Source organism: Streptomyces sp. NPDC043427 (genome assembly GCF_056436655.1).
In genome coordinates this window covers 69,467-90,636 of the sequence record NZ_JBWKCC010000039.1, presented here as the reverse complement: position 1 = coordinate 90,636, position 21,170 = coordinate 69,467, and the positions used below count along the sequence as shown (strand labels likewise).

At 74.7% G+C, this 21,170-nt stretch carries 8 protein-coding genes; all 8 read right to left on the bottom strand.

Annotated features, from left to right (window positions below; translation table 11 throughout):
• Window positions 1-3: 3 nt before the first annotated feature.
• Entirely contained in the window at window positions 4-9,153 is a 9,150-nt protein-coding gene (locus AC067M_RS40750; protein WP_478702055.1) for an SDR family NAD(P)-dependent oxidoreductase, read from the bottom strand.
• 108 nt (window positions 9,154-9,261) lie between these two features.
• Window positions 9,262-15,477, bottom strand: a complete 6,216-nt coding sequence (locus tag AC067M_RS40745) for an SDR family NAD(P)-dependent oxidoreductase (protein ID WP_478702054.1) — start codon at window positions 15,475-15,477, stop codon at window positions 9,262-9,264.
• A complete protein-coding gene (locus AC067M_RS40740; protein ID WP_478702053.1) occupies window positions 15,470-16,795 on the bottom strand; it encodes an FAD-dependent monooxygenase in 1,326 nt (441 codons plus the stop codon). The genes AC067M_RS40745 and AC067M_RS40740 overlap by 8 nt, the downstream gene beginning before the upstream one ends.
• Window positions 16,792-17,553, bottom strand: a complete 762-nt coding sequence (locus tag AC067M_RS40735; protein WP_478702052.1) for a 2-oxo acid dehydrogenase subunit E2 — start codon at window positions 17,551-17,553, stop codon at window positions 16,792-16,794. Before AC067M_RS40735 ends, AC067M_RS40740 begins: the two co-directional genes overlap by 4 nt.
• Window positions 17,550-17,825, bottom strand: coding sequence for an acyl carrier protein (locus AC067M_RS40730; protein ID WP_478702051.1), 276 nt, complete (start codon window positions 17,823-17,825; stop codon window positions 17,550-17,552). Before AC067M_RS40730 ends, AC067M_RS40735 begins: the two co-directional genes overlap by 4 nt.
• Complete coding sequence (locus tag AC067M_RS40725; RefSeq protein WP_478702050.1) at window positions 17,815-19,719, bottom strand: HAD-IIIC family phosphatase; 1,905 nt, start codon at window positions 19,717-19,719, stop codon at window positions 17,815-17,817. The genes AC067M_RS40730 and AC067M_RS40725 overlap by 11 nt, the downstream gene beginning before the upstream one ends.
• The gene (locus tag AC067M_RS40720) at window positions 19,716-20,771 is read right to left on the bottom strand and encodes a 3-oxoacyl-ACP synthase III family protein (RefSeq protein ID WP_478702049.1); all 1,056 of its coding nucleotides are present in this window, start codon (window positions 20,769-20,771) and stop codon (window positions 19,716-19,718) included. The genes AC067M_RS40725 and AC067M_RS40720 overlap by 4 nt, the downstream gene beginning before the upstream one ends.
• Window positions 20,768-21,028: an acyl carrier protein gene (locus AC067M_RS40715; RefSeq protein ID WP_478702048.1), complete on the bottom strand. Its 261-nt coding sequence runs from the start codon at window positions 21,026-21,028 to the stop codon at window positions 20,768-20,770. The genes AC067M_RS40720 and AC067M_RS40715 overlap by 4 nt, the downstream gene beginning before the upstream one ends.
• Window positions 21,029-21,170: the final 142 nt, after the last annotated feature.

The following is a 21,170-nucleotide window of genomic DNA, read 5'->3' as shown; positions in this document are numbered from 1 at the left end:
TGCTCACTGGTCCTGGGCGAGGTCGTCGTCGACGGCCCGGAGCAGTTCGTCGAGGGAGAGGTCTTCGAGGGAGTCGAGGGAGTGGGGGGTGTGGGGGGAGTCGAGGGACGGTTCGGCGGCCGCGGCCACCGCCACGGGCGCGAGGGCCGGGGCGGGATCGGGCGCCTGGGCCGCGGTGGCGGCCAGGAAGCCACTCATCGCGAGGACGCTCGGGTGGTCGATGGCGACCGTGGCGGGCAGGTCCCGGCCCATCGCGTGGGCGAGGGCGGCCCGCAGGTCGATCGCCATGATCGAGTCGAGGCCGAGCTGCGAGAAGCCCTCCGCGTCACCGGAGCCGTCCTCGGGCAGCCCGTCGTCGGAGCCGAGCATCCTGGCGACGAGGCCCCGTACGGCGTCCCGCAGCACGTGCTCGGTGTCGCCCGCGTCGGCCGTCCGCAACCGGTCGCGCAGCCAGCCCGCCGGCTCGCCCTCGCTGCGCGGTCCGCCCGCCTCGCGCACCGGCTCCGCCAGGGCGGCGACCAGTGCGGCCCGCGGGTGCCCCGCGGTCTGCTCGGCGTAGCGTGCCGGGTCCAGGGCGACCACGACCAGCCGCTCCCGCTCGCCGTCTGCGGCGACCGCCAGCGGCATCGCCGCGTCCGCGTCGGTGAGGGAGCGGATGCCGAGCCGCTGCGCGGCCCGTTCGACGGCCGCGGCGGCGGCCATGCCGCCCTTGGCCTCCGGCACCCACGGGCCCCAGTTGACGCTGGTCGCGGTCAGGCCCCGGGCGCGCAGCGCCTCGGCCAGACCGTCCAGGTAGCCGTTGGCGGCCGCGTAGTTGGCCTGTCCGGCGGAGCCGAGCACCGCCGAGACCGACGAGAACAGCACCACGCCCGTCGGGTCGTGCTCCGCGATCGCGTCGGCGAGGACGTCGGCGCCGAGCGCCTTGGCGTGGAAGACCTTCTCGTACGACTCGTCGGTGAGCGACGGGAAGGCGCCGTCGGCGTTGACGCCGGCCAGGTGGTAGACGGTGCCCAGCGGCCCGTCGGCGGTCGCGGCGGCCACGGCCCGGGCGACGTCGGCCGGGTCGGTGACGTCACCGCGCACCAGCGACACGCGCACCCCGGACGCGGCGAGACTGTCGATGACCTGCTGCTCCACGGTGCCGGGCGCGGACCGCGCCATCAGGGTCACGCGGTCACCGCCCCGGGCGGCGTGCGCCGTGGCCACGGCCAGGCCGAGCGCGCCGAGTCCGCCGGTGATCAGCGCGCCCCCGGCACTCCGGCGGGAGGCGGCCTGTGCCGGCACGTCGACCAGCCGGGCGACGCGGACTCCGGTGTCGGTGTACGCCAGCCGGGTCTCCGTCGGCAGGGCGCCCAGCAGCGCGGCGACCCCTTCGGCCACCCAGCCGGCGTCCAGCCGCAGCCGGGTCAGCCGCCGCTCGGCCTGCTCGGCCTCCAGGGAGGTCAGCAGCCCGAACAGGGCCTCACGCAGGGGTGCTTGGGCGGCGCCGCCGTCGGCGAGGAGGACGTAGGGCAGGTCCTGCGGGAGGGCGCGGAGGGTGGCGGCGAGGGCACGGGCCGCGTCCAGCACGGTACGGGCGTCCGCCGCCTCCTGCGCCAACCACCGTGCGTCCACGACCAGTTCGGCGCCGGTGCCGTCCGGCACCGCGTCGGTGTGCACGTCCACCGTGTGGCCCGCCGCCGTCAGTGCCTCCGCGAGGCTGTTCGCCTCGCCCAGCAGCGCGATGGACAGCGGGGCGGACAGCGGGGCGGCCGCGTCGTCGGGCAGCGGGGCCCAGTCCACGGTGCGGACCAGGCCGTCGCCGCGCAGGCTGGCCTCCAGGACGGCGCGCGAGGCGTGCCGGATGCGGAACTCGTCGGCGCGGAACACGCTGTGCTCGGCGCCGGTGGCCGGGTCGACCGCGTACAGGTGCAGGTCGGCGGTCTCCACCCGCAGCCGCTCGTTGGCCAGCGGCTCGGCGCGCAGCACTCGCACCTGGCCCCACAGCTCGCCCTCGGCCAACGGCCGTCCGTGGAAGGACAGTTCGTGTGCTGCGAACGGGATCGCCAAGGACGGTGCCTCGATCGCGCCGTCGTCGACGAGGAACACGGCGATGGACTGGAAGCAGGAGTCGATCAGGCCGGGGTACAGCTCGTAGTCGGCCGGGTCGTCGGGCAGTTCGGGCATCCGGTAGCGGACCAGGGCCTCCTCGCCGCGGATCCACACCTCGTCGATCCACTGGAAGGACGGGCCGAGGGTGTAGCCGAGGGCGCGGAAGTAGTCGTAGAACTCGGCGCGGGTCAGGTGCCGGTCGGCGGCGGCCATGAAGGCGGCGCGGTCGGCGGGGCGCGGGCGGTGCGTGTCCTCGACGGCCGGGGCGGAGCAGCGGCCGCCGATGTGCTTCTGCCAGACGCCGCGTTCGGCGTCGAGGAGGCTCTGCACGGACAGTTCGGCGTCGCCGTCGGTGCCCGGCCGGTCGACGGTGATCTGGACCTCGTACTCCTCGCCGTCCTTGATGACGAGGGCGCGCGGGCAGATCAGGTCGCGGATGAGGACGGGCGAGCCGTCGCCGCCGAGGGCCGACAGGACGGTGGCCAGGTGCGAGGCGGCCGGGGTGACGACCGTGCCGTAGAGGCGGTGGTCGGTGAGGTACGCCGGGAAGTCGGCGGTGCGCGGGAAGGCGAAGGCGCGTCCGGTCAGGGCCGGGGACCTCAGCTCGGCGCCCCAGTGGCGGCCGCGCGGTGCGGTGACAGCCGTCGGGGTGCCGGTCGCCCGCGTCCAGTACGCGGTGTCCGCGAAGGGGTAGCGGGGGGCGGCCGCGTTCTTCGTGGGACGGCCGGTGATCGGGGTGAAGTCCAGGTCCTGGCCCTGCTCGTAGAGGTGCTTGGCGGCACCGAGCAGCTGGGCGCGGTCGGCGCCGCCGCGGCGCAGCGAGGGCACGCCCCCGCCGGCCGGGGTGAGTCCGGCGGCCCGTACGAGGTTGACCAGGGTCCGGTCGGGGCCGACCTCCAGCAGGACGTCGACGCCGAGGCCGGAAAGTGCCTGGGCGCCCTGGTGGAAGCGCACGGCCTGGCGGATGTGCCGGACGAAGTAGCCGGCGTCGTAGGTGTCCTCGTCGGCCTCGGCGCCGGTGACGTTGGCGATCACCGGGATGCGCGGCGGCTGGAAGGCGAGCGGGGCGATGGCGGTCTCGAACTCGTCGAGGACCGGGTCCATCAGCCGGGAGTGGAAGGCGTGCGAGACGGTCAGCGCCCGGGTGCGCACACCCTGTTCCGTCAGTCGCTCGGCGAGGGCGTCGAGGCGGTCCTTCGTCCCGGCGACGACCACCGACTGCGGCCCGTTGACCGCGGCCACGTCGACGCCGGCCTCCTCGGCCCAGGCGGCCACGGTGTCCGGGTCGCCCGGGATCGACAGCATGCCGCCGGGCTCGGTGGACTGCATCAGGCGGGCCCGGTGGGCGATCAGCGCGAGACCGTCCTCGCGGCTGAGCACACCGGCGTGGACCGCGGCGGCGACCTCGCCGACGCTGTGCCCCATCACGGCGGTGGCGCGTACGCCCCAGGACTCCCACAGCGCGGCCAGGGCCAGCTCCAGCGCCACCAGCGCGGGCTGGGTGATGCGGGTCTGGTTCACGGCGTCGGGGTCCTCGCCGTAGAAGACGAGGTTCAGCAGCGAGTCGCCGAGGTAGGGGGCGAGGATGCGGTCGCAGTCGTCGATGACCGCGCCGAACACCGGCTCCGTCTCGTACAGTTCGCGCCCCATCCCGAAGTACTGGGCGCCCTGCCCGGAGAACAGGAACGCCACCCGGGGCGTGCGCGTGGCCGCGTCGGCCGGGGCGCCCGCGGAGCGCAGGGCCGCGAGGAGCTGCTCGCGGTCGCGGCCCAGCACGGCCCGGCGTACGGGCAGATGGGCGCGGCCGGTGGCGGCGGTCGCGGCGAGGTCGGGCAGCAGCTCCTCGTCGGCGCCCTCCAGAGCCTGCTCCCACACGGCGGTCAGCCGCTCCAGGCCCGCCGGGTCGGACGCGGACAGCGGCAGCAGCAGCGGTCCCTGGCCGTCCGTCGCGGGTGCGGCCTCGGTCGCCGGGGCCTCGCCGAGCACGATGTGCGCGTTGGTGCCGGAGAACCCGAAGCCGGAGACCCCGGCCAGGCGCGGCCGGTCGCCGGGCGCCCAGGGGACACGGCCGTCGACGACCCGGAGGTTCATGTCCCGCCACGGCACGTGCGGGTTGGGCGTCTCGAAGTGCAGCCCGGCCGGGATACGGCCGTGGCGCAGGGCGAGCACCGTCTTGAACACGGAGGCCATGCCGGACGCCGACTCGCAGTGCCCGATGTTGCTCTTGACCGAGCCGACCAGCAGCGGCTCACCGGGACGCCGGCCGGGACCGAACACGTCCCAGGCGGCCTCCAGCTCGATCGGGTCGCCCAGCGAGGTGCCGGTGCCGTGCGCCTCCAGGTAGTCGATGTCCGCGCCCGTGACCCCGGCGTCGGCGAGCGCGTCGCCGATCACCCGGCGCTGGGCGGTGCCGTTCGGGGCGGTGAAGCCGGAGGAGGCGCCGTCCTGGTTGACCGCGCTGCCGTGCACGACCGCGAGGACCCGGTCCCCGTCGCGCAGGGCGTCGCTCAGTCGGCGCAGCACCAGCACCCCGCAGCCCTCGGCGCGTACGAACCCGTTGGCGGAGGCGTCGAAGGTCTTGCAGCGCCCGTCCGGCGACAGCATGTGGGCGCGGGAGACGGCGACCGAGCAGGACGGCGCGGTGATCACGTTGACGCCGCCGACCAGCGCGCGGTCGCTCTCGCCCGAGCGCAGCGAGCGCACGGCCAGGTGCAGGGCGACCAGCGAGGACGAGCAGGCGGTGTCCACCGCGAGGGCGGGACCGTGCAGGCCCAGGTAGTAGGCGATGCGTCCGGCGGCCGCGTTCAGGGCGGTACCGGTCGGGAAGTAGGCGTCCAGGGAGTCCAGGCCGCCGCCCTCCATGACCCGGGCGTAGTCCGAGTTGGAGATGCCGACGAAGACCCCGGTACGGCTGCCCGACAGCGCCGAGGGCGCGCAGGACGCGTCCTCCAGGGCGTGCCAGGCGGCCTCCAGCAGCAGCCGCTGCTGCGGGTCGAGGCTCTCCGCCTCACGGGCCGGGATGTCGAAGAACCCGGCGTCGAAACGGCGGATGTCACTCAGGAAACCGCCCTGCGCGGGGGAGTTCAGCGCCTCCGCGTCCCACCGGTCGGCGGGCACCGGGCCCACTCCGTCGCGGCCCTCCTCCAGCAGCGACCAGAACTCCTCGACGGAGTCGGCACCGGGGAAGCGGCCGGCCATGCCGACGATGGCGATGGGGTCGGCCTCGGCTTCCGGGGTGTTCCCGGGGGAGGCGGGCTGCTCGGTGGCGGTGGGCTCGGGGCGCGCGGCCGGGCGGCGGGCAGGAGTCCGCTTCGGCTTGGGTGCCGTACGACCCGACAGGCGGCCGGTGAGTTCGGTGGTCAGCCGCTCCAGGGAGGGGTGGCCGAAGATGTCGCCGATGCCGATGTCGAGGCCCAGTACCTCCGACAGCCGGGCGGCCGCGTCGACCGCCATGATCGAGTCGAGGCCCAGGTCCAGGAAGCCGGTGCGCTCGGGCAGTGCGGCGGGGTCGTCGTGGCCGAGGATCTCGGCGAGGACGCCTCGGACGTGGGCGGCGACCAGGGCGGGGCGGCGGTGTTCGGGGGCGGCGAGGAGCTCGTCGCCGGGGGTGACATCCGTGTCCTCATCCGCCTCAGGTGATGCGGTCAGCAGGTCGAACAGCGGGCGCGGGCGTACCGCGTTCATGACCGTCGTGAACCGCTCGGCGTCCAGTTCGCAGGCGACCACGTGGGCGCCCCGCGGGCCCGCGGCCGTGAGGGCCGCGCTGCCTCGGGTCGCGTCGACCGGGTGTACGCCCATGCGGGCGAGCTGGGCGCGGGCCTCGGTGTCGGCCATGCCGTCCAGGTCCCACGGGCCGAAGGCGACGCTGCTCGCGGGCCGCCCGGCCGCCGCGGCCAGCTCCGCCACGGCGTCCAGCGCGCCGTTGGCGGCCGCGTAGGCGCCGTAGCCGCTGGTGCCCCAGACGGCGGAGACGGAGGAGAGGTGGACGCAGAAGTCCAGCGGCCAGTCGGCGGTGAGCAGTTGGAGCCAGCGGGCGCCGGTGAACTTGCCGTGCAGCGCGGTCGCGAAGGCGTCGGCGCCGGCCTCGGCGAGCGGCAGCCGCTCGATGGCGCCGGCGGTGTGCACGATGCCGCGCACCGGGGGCAGCCCGTCGAGTACGCGGAGCGCGGCGGCCAGCGCGGGCCCGTCACCGATGTCGGCGCTGACGTACGTCACCTGGGCGCTGTCGAGCAACTCGGCTGCCTCGGCGGGGAGTTCGTCCTGGGGGCGGCGGCCGAGGAGGACCAGGTGCCCGGCGCCCCGGGCGGTCAGGTCGCGGGCCAGGACCCGGCCGATGGCACCCAGGCCACCGGTCAGCAGATACGTTCCGTCGGAGCGCACCGGCAGCGGGTGCGACCGCTCCTCGGTGGCCGTGAGCCGTGCCGCGTACGTCTGTCCGTCCCGTACGGCGAGCAGGTCCTCGGTGTCCCCGGCCGCGACCGCGGCCAGCGCGGCCGCCGCGTCCTCGGGGCCCGGCTCGGCCGGGAGGTCCACGACCCCGCCCCACACGCGCGGGAACTCCAGCGCCAGCACCGGCGCGAGCCCGTGCAGCACGCCGTGGTCACCCGCGACGATCGTGTCTCCACCGGTGACCTGCCGGACGCCGGCCGTCACGAGGTGGACCCGCCCGGGCCCTTCGGGCAGCGCTCGCACGGCCCGCGTCGCGGCGGCGGCGAGTGCGGCGGCGTGCGCGGTGGGCGCGGTGTCGTCCAGGGCGGTGGGCAGGGGGGCCGTGGCGAGCGCGAGCACCACATCGCCGGGGTGCGCGGCGCGGGCGGCGGCCCATTCGGCGTCGGTGGCGGGGAGGGTGTCCAGCACTTCTACGGGGCGGGCGGTGGCGGAGCGCGCGGCGTCCGCCAGCAGTGATACGAGGGTGGGGTCGTCGCCCGAGATGAGGAGCGGGCGTGCCGGGTCGGCCTCGGGGGAGAGGGCCGGGGTGCGCGGGGTCCAGGTGAGGTGAAGGGTGGGCAAGGGGGCTTCGGCGGTGGCGGCCCGGGCCGAGGCGGAGGAGGCGTCGCCGGTCACACCGGCTGCGTCCGCGTGGATGGGGGAGGCCGTGTCGGTGGCGGCGCCCTGCGCGGAGGTGGACGAGGCGGTGTCGGTGGTGGCCCCCTGTGCCGCGGCGGCGTCCGCGGCGGCCCCCCGCGCGGAGGCGGAGGCCGCGGAGTCCGCAGTGGCCCCGTGCCGCTGAGCCGTGAGGCCTGCGCCCGCCCCCTCTCCGACGTGGGCCGGCGCATACCGCACCCGCTCCCACGGATACGCCGGCAAGTCGGCCACCGCGCGCGGCAGTTCCGCCGTCGTCGGGTCGGCCGGAGCGTCCGGGGCGCCCTGCGAGAGCCGTACCCCTTCCGGCGTGCCGCCCTCGGCCAGCTCCCGAAGCGCACGCACCGCGCTCTCCGGGTTTCCGGCGTCGACCACGGCCCGTACGTCATGGCGGGCGCGACCGTGGGTCACCGTGTACGCGAAGGCGGCGTACTCCTCGCCCGGCAACCCCTCCAGGCCGTCGGCCAGGCGGCCCGCCCAGCCGCGCAGCGCGTCCTCACTTCGGGCGGACAGCTCGAAGCCGGCGACGGCGGGCGAGCCCGGTGAAGCGGCGAGCTCCGCCGCCGTCGGTGGGCCCAGGACCACGTGGGCGTTCGTGCCGCTCATGCCGAAGGAGCTGACGCCCAGGCAGCTGCCCGGGCCGGTGTCGTCGGCGTCCCAGGCGACCGTCTCGCGGGGGATCTCGATGCCCGTACCGTCGAGGTCGATGCGCGGGTTGAGGGTGCGCAGGTGTACGACCGGCGGAATCGCGCGCCGTTTCACCGACAGGACACCGCGGATGAGACCCGCGATGCCGGAGGCGGCCTCCAGGTGGCCCAGGCTGGTCTTCACGGAGCCGATGCGCAGAGGGGCGCCGCCGGTCGAGCGGTCGAGGGCGGTGACGATGGCCTCGACCTCGATGGGGTCGCCGAGGGCGGTGCCGGTGCCATGGGCCTCGATGGCGCCGATGGCGTCGGGGGTGAGGCCGGCGTCGTCGAGGGCGGCGCGGATGAGGGAGATCTGGGCGCGGACGTTGGGCGCGGTGAAGCCGGAGGAACGGCCGTCCTGGTTGACGGCGCTGCCCCGGATGACGGCGTGGATCCGGTCGCCGTCGCGCCGGGCGTCGGCGAGCCGCTTGAGGACGACGACACCGCAGCCCTCGCCGCGGGTGAAGCCGTTGGCGCGGGCGTCGAAGGTCTTGCAGAGACCGTCAGGGGCGAGGGAGTTGGTCTGCTGGATCAGCCGGGTGGAGCGCGGCGACAGGATCAGGTTGACGCCGCCCGCGAGGGCCACGTCGCACTCGTCGCGGCGCAGTGCCTGCCCGGCGAGGTGGACGGCGGTGAGGGAGGAGGAGCAGGCGGTGTCGACGGCGACCGCGGGGCCCATCAGGCCCATGGTGTAGGCGAGCCGGCCGGCGGCGAAGCAGTGGCCGTTGCCGGTGAGCCAGTAGGCGTCCTCCTGGCCGGCGGGCTGCCAGTCGCGGTAGTCCTGGCCGGTGACGCCCACGTAGAGCCCGGTGCGCCGCCCGGCCTCGGCGAGCGCGCGGGGCGGCAGGGCTGCGTCCTCCAGCGCCTCCCAGGCGACCTCGAGGAGCAGCCGGTGCTGTGGGTCGAGGCTGCGGGCCTCGCGGGGGCTGATGCCGAAGAAGGCGGCGTCGAAGCCGAGAACGTCGTCGAGGTGGCCGCCGCGGTGCGGGAGCGACTCCCAGTCGGCAGCGAAGGGTTCCTTGCGGTGCGCGGGCATCGGGCGGACCAGGTCGCGACCCTCGGACAGGGCGGTCCAGTAGCCGTCCAGGTCGGCGATCCCGCCCGGCAGCCGCAGGCCGACGCCGACGACGGCCAGCGGGCCGCCGTGGCCGCCCGCCGAGCCGGCCTTCGCCTCCTCCAGCTCTGCGCGCAGCTTCTTGATCGTGTCCATCGCCCGGCTGAGCGGGGTGGCGGTGCTGCGCCCGGCGCCGGACTGCCGGCCGGCCGGAGTCTCATGGGTCGGTGTGCTGGTCACAAGAAGTCCCTCGCGATCGGCAGTGGTTGCTTCGTCTGGGCCGGGAGCGGAACCGGGCGCCGCCCTGTTTCGGCGACGCCCGGCCCGGTGTGTCAGATCCCCACGGGATCAGTTCCGTACGGGATCGTCGGGGCCGGTGAGGCGCCCGGTGAGCATTCCGGCGAGGGCCGCGGTACTGCCGTACGTCCACAGGAGCGTGGGCGACAGCTTCATTCCGAACGCCGCCTCCAGCCGGTTGCGCAGCTCCAGGCTCATCAACGAGTCAAGCCCAAGGGACTTGAAGGGGGCTTCACGGTCGATCGAATCGGCCTCGAGCCGCAGCACCCGCCCGGCCAGCTCCCGGATCTTGCCCTCGACCAGCTCGGGACGCTCGGTGTCGCCCGCCTCCCGCAGCCGGCCCAGGAACTCCTCGCCACCGCCCGAGCCGCTCCCGCCGTCCTTGGCGAGCTCGGCGACGACACCCCAGCTGGGCTGGGCCGCCGTCTCGGGGTAGGCGTCGAACCAGTGCCGGGCGTCCAGCGGGACGTACGACACCACACGCCCGGGGCCGTCCAGCAGATGGGCGAGGGCCTCCCAGGCCTCCGCCGCGGTGAACCCGGACATGCCGTGGTCGGCGAGGCGCTCACCGCGGATCGCCTCGTCGGCGGCGAGGCCGATGTCGGCGAACGGACCCCACTGGACGGCCAGTCCGGGCCGCCCGCGCCTGCGCCGGGCCTCGGCCAGCGCGTCCATGAACACGTTGCCCGCCGCGTACCCGGCCTGCCCGGGGTTGCCGACGAGCCCGGCGACGGAGGAGAACAGCACGAACACGTCGAGCGGGTCCTCAGCCGTCAACGCGTCCAGGTTGCGCGCCCCGTCCACCTTCGGCGCCAGCACCTTCGCCAGCTGAGCCTCCGTCAGGTTGCCCACGGTGGCGTCGTCCAGCACACCGGCCGCGTGGAACACACCCCGCAAGGGCGGCAGTTCGGCCCGCACGGTGTCCAGGGCCGCCGCCAGCGCCGTACGGTCGGCGACGTCGACGGAGAGCGTGGTGACCTCGGTTCCCCGGTGCCGTAGTTCCTCGATGCGGCGCTCGGCCTCGGTGCTCGGCGCCGAGCGGCCCAGCAGGACCAGGCTGCGGGCGCCGCGGTCGGCGAGGAACTCCGCGAGGGACAGGCCCAGGGCGCCCAGGCCGCCGGTGAGGAGGTAGCTCGCGTCGGGACGCAGGCGGCCCTCGGGCAGCGGTTCCGGGGTGACGGAGGTGACCTCGGCGGGCCCGGTGAGCACCAGCTTGCCGGTGTGCTCACCGCGCGCCATGGAGCGCAGCACCTCGGGCGCCTCGGCGAAGGGGTGCTCGGTCACCGGCAGCGGCGGCAGGGTGCCGTCGGCGACCCGCTGCCACACCGCGTCCAGGATCCGCGCGAAGCGGGCCGGGCGCCGGGTGATGAGCCCTGCCACGTCGACGGCGGCGAAGCTGGTGCCCTTGGCGAAGGTGCGCAGGCTCACCGTGCGGGAGGCGTAGATGTCCCGCTTGCCGACCTCGACGAACCGGCCGTCCTCGGCCAGCACCGCCAGGCCCCGCTCGATCGCCGCGCCGGCCAGCGAGTTGAGGACGACGTCCACGCCCCGACCGCCGGTGATGCGCTCGACCTCGTCGGCCCAGGACAGGGCACGGGAGTTCAGGACGTGCTCGATGCCCATCTCCCGCAGCCGGGCCCGCTTCTCCTCGGTGCCCGCGGTGGCGATGACGTGGGCGCCCAGGGCGCGGGCCACACCGATCGCCGCCAGGCCCAGCCCACCGGCGGCGGAGTGGATCAGCACCGTCTCGCCCGCCTCCACGCGCGCCGTGTCCGCCAGGGCGTACCAGGCGGTCGCGGTGACCAGGGGCAGGGCGGCGGCCTGCGCGGCCGTCAGGCCCTCCGGGAGCGGCTTGACGTGTTCGGCGCGTGCCGTCAGGTGTGAGGCGAGCGCCCCGAACCCGCAGGCCACGACCCGGTCGCCGACCGCGATCCCGGTCACCCCGGGGCCGACGGCGGTCACGGTGCCCGCGCACTCGCCGCCGAGCAGCCCGGCACCGGCCGACTGGTCGGGGTAGGTGCCCATGGCCTTCATGACGTCGATGAAGTTGATCGCGGCGGCTTCGACCGCCACCTCGACCTCTCCGGCGGCCGGCGCCCGGCGTCCCAGCGGACGGAACGCCAGCCCCTCCCACAGTCCCGACCCGTCGGGCCGCAACCGGAACGGCTGCGCGGGACCGGCCCAGGGCACCGACGCGGTGACGGCTTCCTCCTCCTCGCCCCGCACCACCCGGCCCACATGGCGCTCGGCGCCGCGCAGCACGGTCTGGTCCTCGGGGTCGGCGGACAGCAGCAACCGGGCCAGCGGACCGGCCCAGTCGTCGCCCGCGGTGCGCACGTCGACGAGGGACGCGGCGAGTTCCGGGTGCTCGCGGCGCAGCACGCGGCCGAAGCCCCAGTACAGCGCGGCCCCCGGGTCGGGGGTCTCGTCGGCGGCCACGCTCTGGGCGCCGTCGGTGACGACCACCGTGCGCGGCGGCACCGGCAGCGCGGTGGCCGCCCGGACCGCCTCGGCGAGCGTGAGCAGCCCGGCCCGCTGGGCGTCGAGCCCGCGCTCGGCGCCCGGCGCGAGGAACACCAGCGCGTCCGGGTCCTCCACCTCGCGCAGCCGGTCGGCGGCGGTCAGCAGCGTGACCGAGGCGCCCTCGGCGGTGAGCGCGGCGGCCAGGGCACCGCCGGTGCCGGCGCCGTCGTACACCACCCAGTGCCCCGTGGCACCCGAGGCCGCGGTGACCTCCTCGGCGGCCCTGAACTCGAAGCGGTGCAGGCGCGCCGGGTCCACCGTGCGCTCGTCGGCGGTGTCGATGGCCTGGAAGGCGAGGCCCGCCATGCGCAGCACGGCGCGGCCCTCGTCGTCGTGGCAGACCAGGTCGAAGGTGCCGTCGCCGGTGCGGTGGGCGTGCGCGGTCACGGCCGTCACGGACGCGTCCCGGCCGACGGCGTAGTCGACCCGGGCCACGGCGGTCGGCACGACCGTGGTGCCGCCCGGCACCAGGGCGAGGGTGACCTGGAGCGCCGCGTCCCACAGCGCGGGGTGCAGCTCACCGGGGCGCACCCCGGCCAGGCAGGAGTCGGGCAGCCGTACGGTGCCGACCGCCTGGTCCGCGCCGACGTGCAGGGCGGTCACGCCCCGGAAGGCCGGCCCGTAGTTGAGGCCGCGGGCGGCACAGTCGGCGTAGAACGACTCGGGGGCGACCTCCCGCGCACCCTCCGGCAGACCGGACACCCCCGGTATCTCCACGGCACCCGAGCCCACTCGCGCGCTCGCGTGCCGCGTCCAGCCGTCCGCGCCCGTCGGCAGCGACGACAGCGTGAAGCCCGCCGAGTCGGTGCCGTCCTCGCGCCACACCGCGCCCAGCCGGGCCGGCTCGTCGGTGAGGGTGAGGTCGCTGCGGAACCGTACGGCGTGCAGCGCGGCCGGGTTCTCGCCGGTGCGGGCGCGGGCGGCGGCGACCGCCAGCGCGAGCATCGCGGCACCGGGCAGCACGACGGCGTCGTACACCTGGTGGTCACGCAGCCACGGCAGGTCGGCCAGGGACAGCTCGGTGCGGCCCTCGTGGACGTCCTGCTCGGTCGCGGCGGGCGTGAACGCGAAGCCGAGCCCGCTCGGCCCGCCGCCGCGCCGCCCGCCCTCCGGCAGCCAGAAGCGCGAGCGCTGCCAGGGGTACGACGGCACACGCGCGCCCGCCCGGGCGGGCAGCGCGGCGAACGGGGCCAGGCCCTCGGTGTAGGCGCGGGCCAGGGCGCGCGTGAAGTCGGTGAGGGCGCCCTCCTCACGGCGCAGGCTGGTCAGCACGGCCACGGGGGTCTCCCGGGTCGCGGCCAGCTGCTCCACGGCCGGGCTCAGCACCGGGTGGGGGCTGATCTCGACGACGTGGGTGACACCGGCGTCCAGGAGCTTGGTCATGGCGTCGGCGAACATCACGGGGCGGCGCAGGTTGGCGGCCCAGTAGGCGGGGTCGAGCTCCTCGCCGCCGACCTCCCGGCCGACGACCGTGGACATCAGCGGGACCGTGCCGCGACGGGGCGTGATCGGCGCCAGCACCTCGACGAGCTCGTCCGTCAGCTCGTCCATGTGGTGGCAGTGGGAGGCGTAGTCGACGTTGACCAGACGGCAGAACGTGCCGTCCGCCTCCAGCAGTTCACGCAGCATCAGCACCGCGTCGGTGTCGCCGGACAGCACGCAGGAGGACGGGCCGTTGTTGACGGCCAGGCAGACGCTGTCCTCGAAGCCGTCCAGCGCCTTGCGCGCCTCCTCGATGCCCAGGTCCACGGCGAGCATCCGGCCGCGTCCGGCGGTGCGCTTGGCGAGCGCGCTGCGCAGGGCGATGATCCGTGCCCCGTCCTCGTACGACAGGTGCCCGGCGATGGTCGCCGCGGTCACCTCGCCCTGGCTGTGCCCGACCACCACGTCCGGTTCGACGCCCGCGGCCCGCCACAGCTCGGCGATGCCGATGGACATCGCCCACAGGGTGGGCTGGATGATCTCGACGTGCTCCAGCCACTCGTCGCCCGACGTGCCGGAGAGGATGCCCTCCAGGTCCCACGGGAAGTGGGGCCGCAGGGCCCGCGCGCAGCGCTTGATGACCTGGGCGAACAGCGGCGACTCGGCGTACAGCCGGCGTCCCATGCCGGCCCACTGCGAGCCCTGCCCGGGCAGTACGAACGCGATCCGGCCGCGGTCCTTGGCCCGGCCGGTGACCACGCCGGGGATCTCGGCGGCGGGGTCCTGGGTGAACTGCTCCAGCCGTTCCCGCAGTTCGGCCACGTCACCGGCGGTGACGGCGGCTCGCGCCGGGAAGTGGTCGCGCTCGTTGCCGAGGGTTCCGGCCAGGCGTACGACGCCGTCGGCGTCCTCGGGCAGGCCGGCGAGCACGTCCTCGGCGCGGCGGCGCAGCGCGACGTCGTTGTGCGCGGTCAGCGGCAGCAGCAGGGCGCCGGGCGGGGTGACCGCGGGCGGCTCGTGCGGCGGCGGGGTGCGCAGCACGACGTGGGCGTTGGTGCCGCCCCAGCCGAAGGAGTTGACGCCCGCGTACACGGTGCCGTCGGCGGGCAGGTCGACCGGCTCCGTCGCGACCTTCAGGTTGTGCTCGCCGAACGGGATCCTCGGGTTGAGCTCCTCGGCGTGCAGGCTGCGCGGGATGTGCCGCTCACGCAGCGCCAGCACGGTCTTGACAAGACCGGCGAGCCCGGCCGCCGCCTCCAGGTGACCGATGTTGGTCTTCGCGGAGCCGATCAGCAGCGGCCCCGACCCGGCGGGGCGGGTCCGGCCCAGGGCGCTGCCCAGGGCCTCGGTCTCGATGGGGTCGCCGCGCAGGGTGCCGGTGCCGTGCGCCTCGACGTAGGCGAGCTTGTCGAGGGGGACGCCGGCCCGGTCGTAGACCTGGCGCAGGAGTTCGGACTGCGCGTCGATGTTGGGGGAGACCAGGCTGTGCCCGCCGCCGTCGTTGTTGACGGCGCTGTCGACGATCACGCCGTGGATGCGGTCGCCGTCGGCGATCGCCTTGTCGAGGCGCTTGAGCCAGACGCCGACCGCGCCCTCGCCGCGCACGAACCCGTTGGCCTGCGCGGAGAACGCCCGGCAGTGCCCGTCCGGAGACAGACCGCCGAAGTGGGTCAGCCCGATGGAGTTGTCCGGGGCGAGGATCAGGTTCACCCCGCCGACGAACGCGCCCTCGATGTCTCCGGAGCGCAGCGCGCCCGCCGCCAGGTCGAGGGCGACCAGACCGGAGGAGCAGCCGGTCTCGACGACCAGGCTGGGGCCGCGCAGCCCGAGGAAGTAGGAGATGCGGGCCGCGATGATGTCCAGCGCGTTGCCGACCGCCGTGTGCTGGGTGGTCGGGACCCCGCGCTCCTTGCGGGTGGACTGGTAGTCGTGCCACAGCGCGCCGACGTACACGCCGGTGCGGCTGCCGCGCACGGAAGCCGACTGGATGCCGGCGTGCTCCAGGGTGAGCCAGCCGATCTCCAGCATCAGCCGCTGCTGCGGGTCGAGGTCCTCGGCCTCGCGGGGCGAGATGCCGAAGAAGCCCGGGTCGAACTGGTCGACGTCGTCCAGGAGCGCCGCCACACCGGGGATCTTCTTGACCGGGTCGAGCTGCGCGGAGGTGTCCCAGCGCTCCGGCGGCACGGGCCGTACGGCCTCCTCGCCCGCGGTCAGCAGCCGCCAGTACGCGTCGACGCTCGGCGCGCCCGGGAAGCGGCCAGCCATACCGACCACGGCGATCGCCGGACGCCCCTCCTCGGCGGTCATGTGCTGCTCACTCATGCGCGCTCACCTCGTACGGGCTCGGGTCGGCGGCGTCCACGGCGCGCGGCCCGCCGGTGCGGGCGAGGGCGAGGTCGACGTCGTCGATGGCGTGCTGGGCGTTGATGACCTTGTTGAACACCCGGTACTTGCCGGGGAAGGCGTTGAGCAGCCGGAACTTCAGCCGGCGCAGCTTCACCCCGCGCGGGTCACCGACCGCGAGGTTGGCCTCCTGCATCCGCTGGAAGCCGGTGACGTGCAGCTTGTGCGCACGCCGGGTGGCCACGAAGTCGTCGAACTCCGCCTTGGTGAGGGCCCGTTCGGGGCCGCCCCGGCCGAGCGCCGCCGCGAGCACGGGCACCAGCGTGATCGAGTCCTGCATGGCGAGGTTGACGCCCTGCCCGAGGATCGGAGTCGCGGTGTGCGAGGCGTCCCCGATGAGCAGCAGGCCGTCACGCGCCCACTGCTCCATCTCCGCGGTGAAGATCTCCAGGAAGCCGGTGTCGTCCCAGGAGCGCAGATGCTCGTCGACGAGCGGCGCGAGCTGCGGGGAGATCGCCATGATGCCCCGCTTGAACGACTCGAACCCGGCCGCGCGCAGCTCGCCCAGACCCCGCTTGGGCAGGTTGTGCCCGACCCGCAGCGTGTCCGGGAACGTCGGCAGGATCACCAGGTGCTTGTCCCGCTCGATGACGAGCTGCGCCGCGCTGCCCCACTCCGGCGGCCGCGGCAGCTTGAACGACAGGAAGTCCCGGGACATCGGCTGGATGTCGGCGGCCAGACCGGAGGCCTTGCGCACCTTGGAGAAACGTCCGTCGGCCCCGATGACGATCCGCGCCCGCACGGAGACGCGCTCCCCGCGACCGCGGCTCAGCACGGCACCCCGGACGACACCGTCCTCCTCGATGAGCGAGGAGAAGGCCCAGCCGGAGAGATAGACGTAGCCCTGGAGTTCCTCGGCGGCGCGGTTGAAGATGCGGATCAGGGACGGCTGCGGGATGTCGATGGGCAGCGGCTGGCCCGCGAACTTGCGGTAGTCGACGTGCAGGACCTCGCGCTGCTCGGCGATCGTGGTGACCGACGTGGTCTCCAGGAAGCCGTGCGCGCGCAGCGCCGGGCCGAAGCCGAGGCGGTTCAGCGACGTCACGGAGGGCGCGGCGATCGTCTCACCGCGGAAGCTGCGCTCCAGGTTGGTCTGCTTCTCCACCAGCACGCTGCGGATGCCGCGCCGGGCCAGCAGTGTGGCCAGCAGGGAGCCGGCCGGGCCGCCCCCGATGATCAGGACCTCGGTCTCGGCCGGCGCGCTGTCGGCCGGGGTGGGGTTGGTGTGGTCGGTCATGCCGGCTCCCAGTTCTCCAGCCGGTTCTTGACGCCGGCGAGGATTTCGGCGGCCATCGCGCCGTCGATGACGCGGTGGTCGAAGACGAGCGAGAGGGTGAAGACGGGCGCGACGACGACTTCGCCCGCCCGCGCCCGGGGGGCGTCGGCGATGTTACCGACGCCGAAACCGAGCGTTCCGGAGATCAACGGCAGGATCGCGCCGACCGGTTCGTGGCCGATCGACGTGACCGCGAAGGTGCCCTGGAGCAGCGCCCGCCGTGCCGGATCACGCGTCATCACGCGGTACAGCAGCCGGAACACCGGCAGCGGCAGCCGCTGCAGCCCCCGCACCTTGGCGAACGGCCCGTCCGGGTCCTCCATCCGGGCCTTCTTGTAGACGTCGATGACGCTCTGCACGCCGTCCACGTCCTTGTCCTGGACGTCCGGCACGGTGCCGGAGGCCACGCAGCGCTGCCCGTCGGCGGTCTTGTCGAACAGCACCTTCGCGTGCACGGACGGCTGGACACTCAGCCGCGGCGCGCGGCCGCCCCGGAACACCGCGCGGGCCTCCGGGTACTTCTCGAGGACGTCGGCGGCCGCCTTCACCACGTAACTCACGTAGGAGGCGGGCCGCTCGGCGGCGGCGCGCGTGGCGCGCAGCGCGCTCGCGTCGACCTCGGCCAGCAGGTAGACGTGCGCGGTGCGCCGGGCCTCCTCCAGGAAGACGTACGTCCCCCGCCGCGCCGCCGGCAGCGGGGTGGTTACCGGTGCGCTCATGACGGCCCCCCGCCCGCGGTGTCGGCGACGAGGGCGCCGAGGTCGCCCACCGACTCGGCGGCGGCGAACCGCTCGTAGTCGACGGGGGAGCCCAACTCGCGCTCCAGGAAGACCAGGACCCGCAGTGCGTTGACCGAGTCCCAGCCCTCGATCGCGGACAGCGGCGTGTCCGCGCCGAGGGCGTCCTCGTCGGCGTCCAACAGCTGGGCCAAGGCCTCGACGACGGTCTGCTCGGCCGCGTCCAGGGCGGATGCTGTTCCCTCAGGGGGCATGGAAGGTCCCTTCGCCGGTGCCGATGCGCACCCATCCGGGCAGCTCGGCGAGTTGAGTGAGGTCGTGCCGGAAGTCGCCGTCCTGGCCCCGCCACGATGCGAAGCCGAGGGAGGGGTAGAAGTCCGCGAAACGGCCGTTCTTGGCCGTCGGCACATGGCGGCCGCACACGGCGGGGGCGCCCGCGTCCCGCGCGGTACGCAGGACGAGCCCGACGATCGCGTCCTCCACGGAGCGCGAGAACACCCGGCACGACAGCACGAAGTTCTCGATCAGCCAGGCCCCGTCCGGCTCCCGGACCAGCGCCAGCGCACCGGCCAGCCCGTTGTCGCCGAACGCGTCGGTGACACGGACCCCGAAGAAGGCGGCCGTGCCCTCGTCGACGCGCCGGGCCAGCTCGTCCGCGCCGTAGCGGACGCCGGTGAGGTTGAACTGGTTGGTCTTGCCGAAGAGCTGGGCGATCCGCGCGCCGTTGAGCGGCCCGTACTCCTCGACCGTGATCTCGGTGCCGAGCTCGCGCAGATAGTCCTCGACGTCGGTCACGGTCTCCCGCAGCCGCTCGCGCTCGGCGCGCGCCCGGTACATCTCCCCGCGCGTCCGGTCCTCGTCCGTCAGCCGCAGCTGGTTGAAGAAGCCCGCCGAGGCAACCGCGGCGGCGTATCCGGCCGGGTCGGCCGGCAGGTCGACGACGGTCACCTCGGGCCGCTGCCGGGCCATCAGGCCCCGCTCGGCCGGGTTGTCGTCGACGAACACCATCGCGTCGGTGCCGATGTTCAGCTCGGCCGCGAGGCTCGCCGCGTTGCCCGGCTTGGGGTCCCAGTTGGCGCGGAACGCGGCGAAGTCCCCGGTGCGCAGCAGCATCTCGGGGTGCGTGTCGACCGCCTCGCGGGCCACCGCGTCGTCGTTCTTGGAGCAGACGGTGAGCAGCACGCCCTGCCGGGACAGGTCCTTGGCCAGGCTCTGCAGCTCGCGGTGGGCCGAGCCGGGGTACGCGCCGCCGATCTTCAGGGCGCCCACGCCGTCGTCGCCGACGACCCCGCCCCACAGGGTGTGGTCCAGGTCCAGGACCAGGCATTTCTTCGCGCGCCCCAGCCGGGCGACGACCACCCGGGCGACCTCGCGGGCGTAGGCGTCCAGGAACTCCTGGCCGTACGCGTGCGCGGCGATGTGCCGCATCCGGTCGGTGGCCGCCCACCGCGCGCCGACCCGCTCGGCCACGGCGTCCGCCGACAGCACCACGGTGTTCGGCCGCCCGGCGAGGTCCAGCACGGCCGCGTTCATCCGCTGCCAGGCCGCCTCCACCCGCGCCCTCGTGGCGTAGTCGACCCACCGGTCGCGCCGTGCGGCGCCCAACGGCACCGTGTTGAGGACCGCGAGGGTGCCCACATGGCGGTCGTACGCGTCGAGCCAGGCGGCGAGTTCGGCCGGGAACGCGGCGCAGCGCGCCACGACCTCGTCGGCGTCCAGCGGGTCGGTGACCTTCTCGAAGACCGCGCTGTCGTCGAGCAGACAGGCCGTGACGGCCGGCCCGTGCTCCCGCAGCGTGGGCGCACCGGTGAGGATCTCGAACCGCCACTGGTTGAACCCGGCGGTCGCCGTGTCGGGCTGCACGCCCTCGGCCAGCAGCGCCGTGGTCAGCAGGGGCGGTACGGGATCGGCGGTCGCGGACGCGAGCAGCGCCAGGGGTACGGGGGTGAAGGCGCCGGACGCGGCGAGCGCGGCCCGGGCGGCACGGGCGCCGAGCAGCGCGCCGGCCGCCTCGCGGTCGACGGGATCGCCGAGCGCGCCGAGCACCGTACGCACCCGGTCGGCTGACTCGCCGAGCTCCCCGGAGCGCTTCAGGGCCCGCAGCTCCGCCAGGTCCCCGGCGGTGGGGCGGGGAGGCGCGGTGGTCATCGACTCGCTCCGCCCTGGTGGCGCAGCGCCAGGCCGGACAGGATCCACTTGGACGACTCGACGTTGGCCACCAGCATCCGGCCGCCGACGCCCAGGCCCGAACGGATGCGCTTCATGGCCCGGTTGAGCTGGACGAAGGGCACCGCGTTGCCGTTGTTGCCGGTGTCCGCGACACAGTTGACGGCCTGCTCGGGGCGCACCCCGAGACGCTTGCGGATGCCGTCGGTCATCACGCCGTTGAGCTGCGGCAGCAGCACGTGCTCGACCTCGTCCAGACGCCAGCCGGTCTCAGCCGACAGCTCCTTGAAGATGGTCTCGGCGTGCTCGGGCACATGGTGCTCGATGGCCTTGTAGTCCTCCTCGCCCCACGGCTCGCGTACCGGCCCGTCGGGACCCTCGGTCACCGTGGAGCCCTCCGTGCCGAACCAGCGGGCGATCTGCGCGGGCTTGCGGCCCATGCCCGTGGTGCGCAGGAAGAGGTGCTCGACCAGCAGCCCGGGGCCGTCCGGGTCGGCCTCCACGACGGTGGCGCCGGCGCCGTCCCCGAACAGGGCGAAGTTGATCAGCTCGGCCGGCGACATGTTCGCGATCTCGCCGCTGGACGGGAACAGCTTCAGGCAGGTGTCGGCCCCGATGACCAGACCCCGGCGCAGCCCGGACGCCAGCAGCGCGCGGGCCGTGTACAGGCCGGTCAGCGCGCCCGCGCAGCCCGACATCAGCTGGAAGGTGGGCACGTCGTTGAGGCCGATGCGGTCGGCGACCAAGTTGACCGTGGCCGGCATCAGGTGGTCGGGGGAGGCGGTGGTCAGGACCAGGAAGTCCAGGGAGGCCACGTCGGCCCCGGCGTCCGCGAGCGCGGCGGTGGCCGCGGCGACGGCGAGGTCGGAGGTGCTCTTCGGCACCGAGGGCGGGGAGTCCGTCCGGCAGAAGTACCGGGTGCGGTTCCCCGTCATCATGTCGAGCCACTTCTCGTGCAGTCCGAAGCGCTCGGCCATGTCGCGGTTGGTGACCGGCTCGCCCGGGAGCACCTCGCTGAATCCGCTGAGCCTCATGCTGCCACCTCCGCGAGGGCGCTGTTGACCAGGTCGAGCAGGGCGCGCGGGGTGTCCGCGGCGGCGATGCGCTCGCGGTCCAGCTCCACGCCGTACTCCCGCTGGATCCGGCCGGTGGTCTGGAGCAGCATCAGCGAGTCGCAGTCCAGGTCCTCGAAGACGACGTCGAGGTTGCGCGTGTCGAGGAGGCTCGGGTACTCGGAGTCGTGGAACTCGAGCATGATCTCGCCGAGATCCCGGAGGGTGAGTTGTGCCATCGTCAGTTACCCCTTCACCAACGGCGGTGCGTCCGTATCGGCGCGGTCAGGTCGTGTCGTCACCGCCCCGCCGTCCGCCTCGGGGCGGGGCCCGGCGGGGTGTCGGGGATACGCGATCCGGGGGACTTCGATCGCGGTGCCG

Bases quoted from the DNA above. Each gene is read 5' to 3' on its own strand.
- AC067M_RS40745 (WP_478702054.1), bottom strand. From the start codon at position 15,477: ATGAGTGAGCAGCACATGACCGCCGAGGAGGGGCGTCCGGCGATCGCC.
- AC067M_RS40720 (WP_478702049.1), bottom strand. From the start codon at position 20,771: ATGAGGCTCAGCGGATTCAGCGAGGTGCTCCCGGGCGAGCCGGTCACC.
- AC067M_RS40730 (WP_478702051.1), bottom strand. From the start codon at position 17,825: ATGCCCCCTGAGGGAACAGCATCCGCCCTGGACGCGGCCGAGCAGACC.
- AC067M_RS40735 (WP_478702052.1), bottom strand. From the start codon at position 17,553: ATGAGCGCACCGGTAACCACCCCGCTGCCGGCGGCGCGGCGGGGGACG.
- AC067M_RS40715 (WP_478702048.1), bottom strand. From the start codon at position 21,028: ATGGCACAACTCACCCTCCGGGATCTCGGCGAGATCATGCTCGAGTTC.
- AC067M_RS40740 (WP_478702053.1), bottom strand. From the start codon at position 16,795: ATGACCGACCACACCAACCCCACCCCGGCCGACAGCGCGCCGGCCGAG.
- AC067M_RS40725 (WP_478702050.1), bottom strand. From the start codon at position 19,719: ATGACCACCGCGCCTCCCCGCCCCACCGCCGGGGACCTGGCGGAGCTG.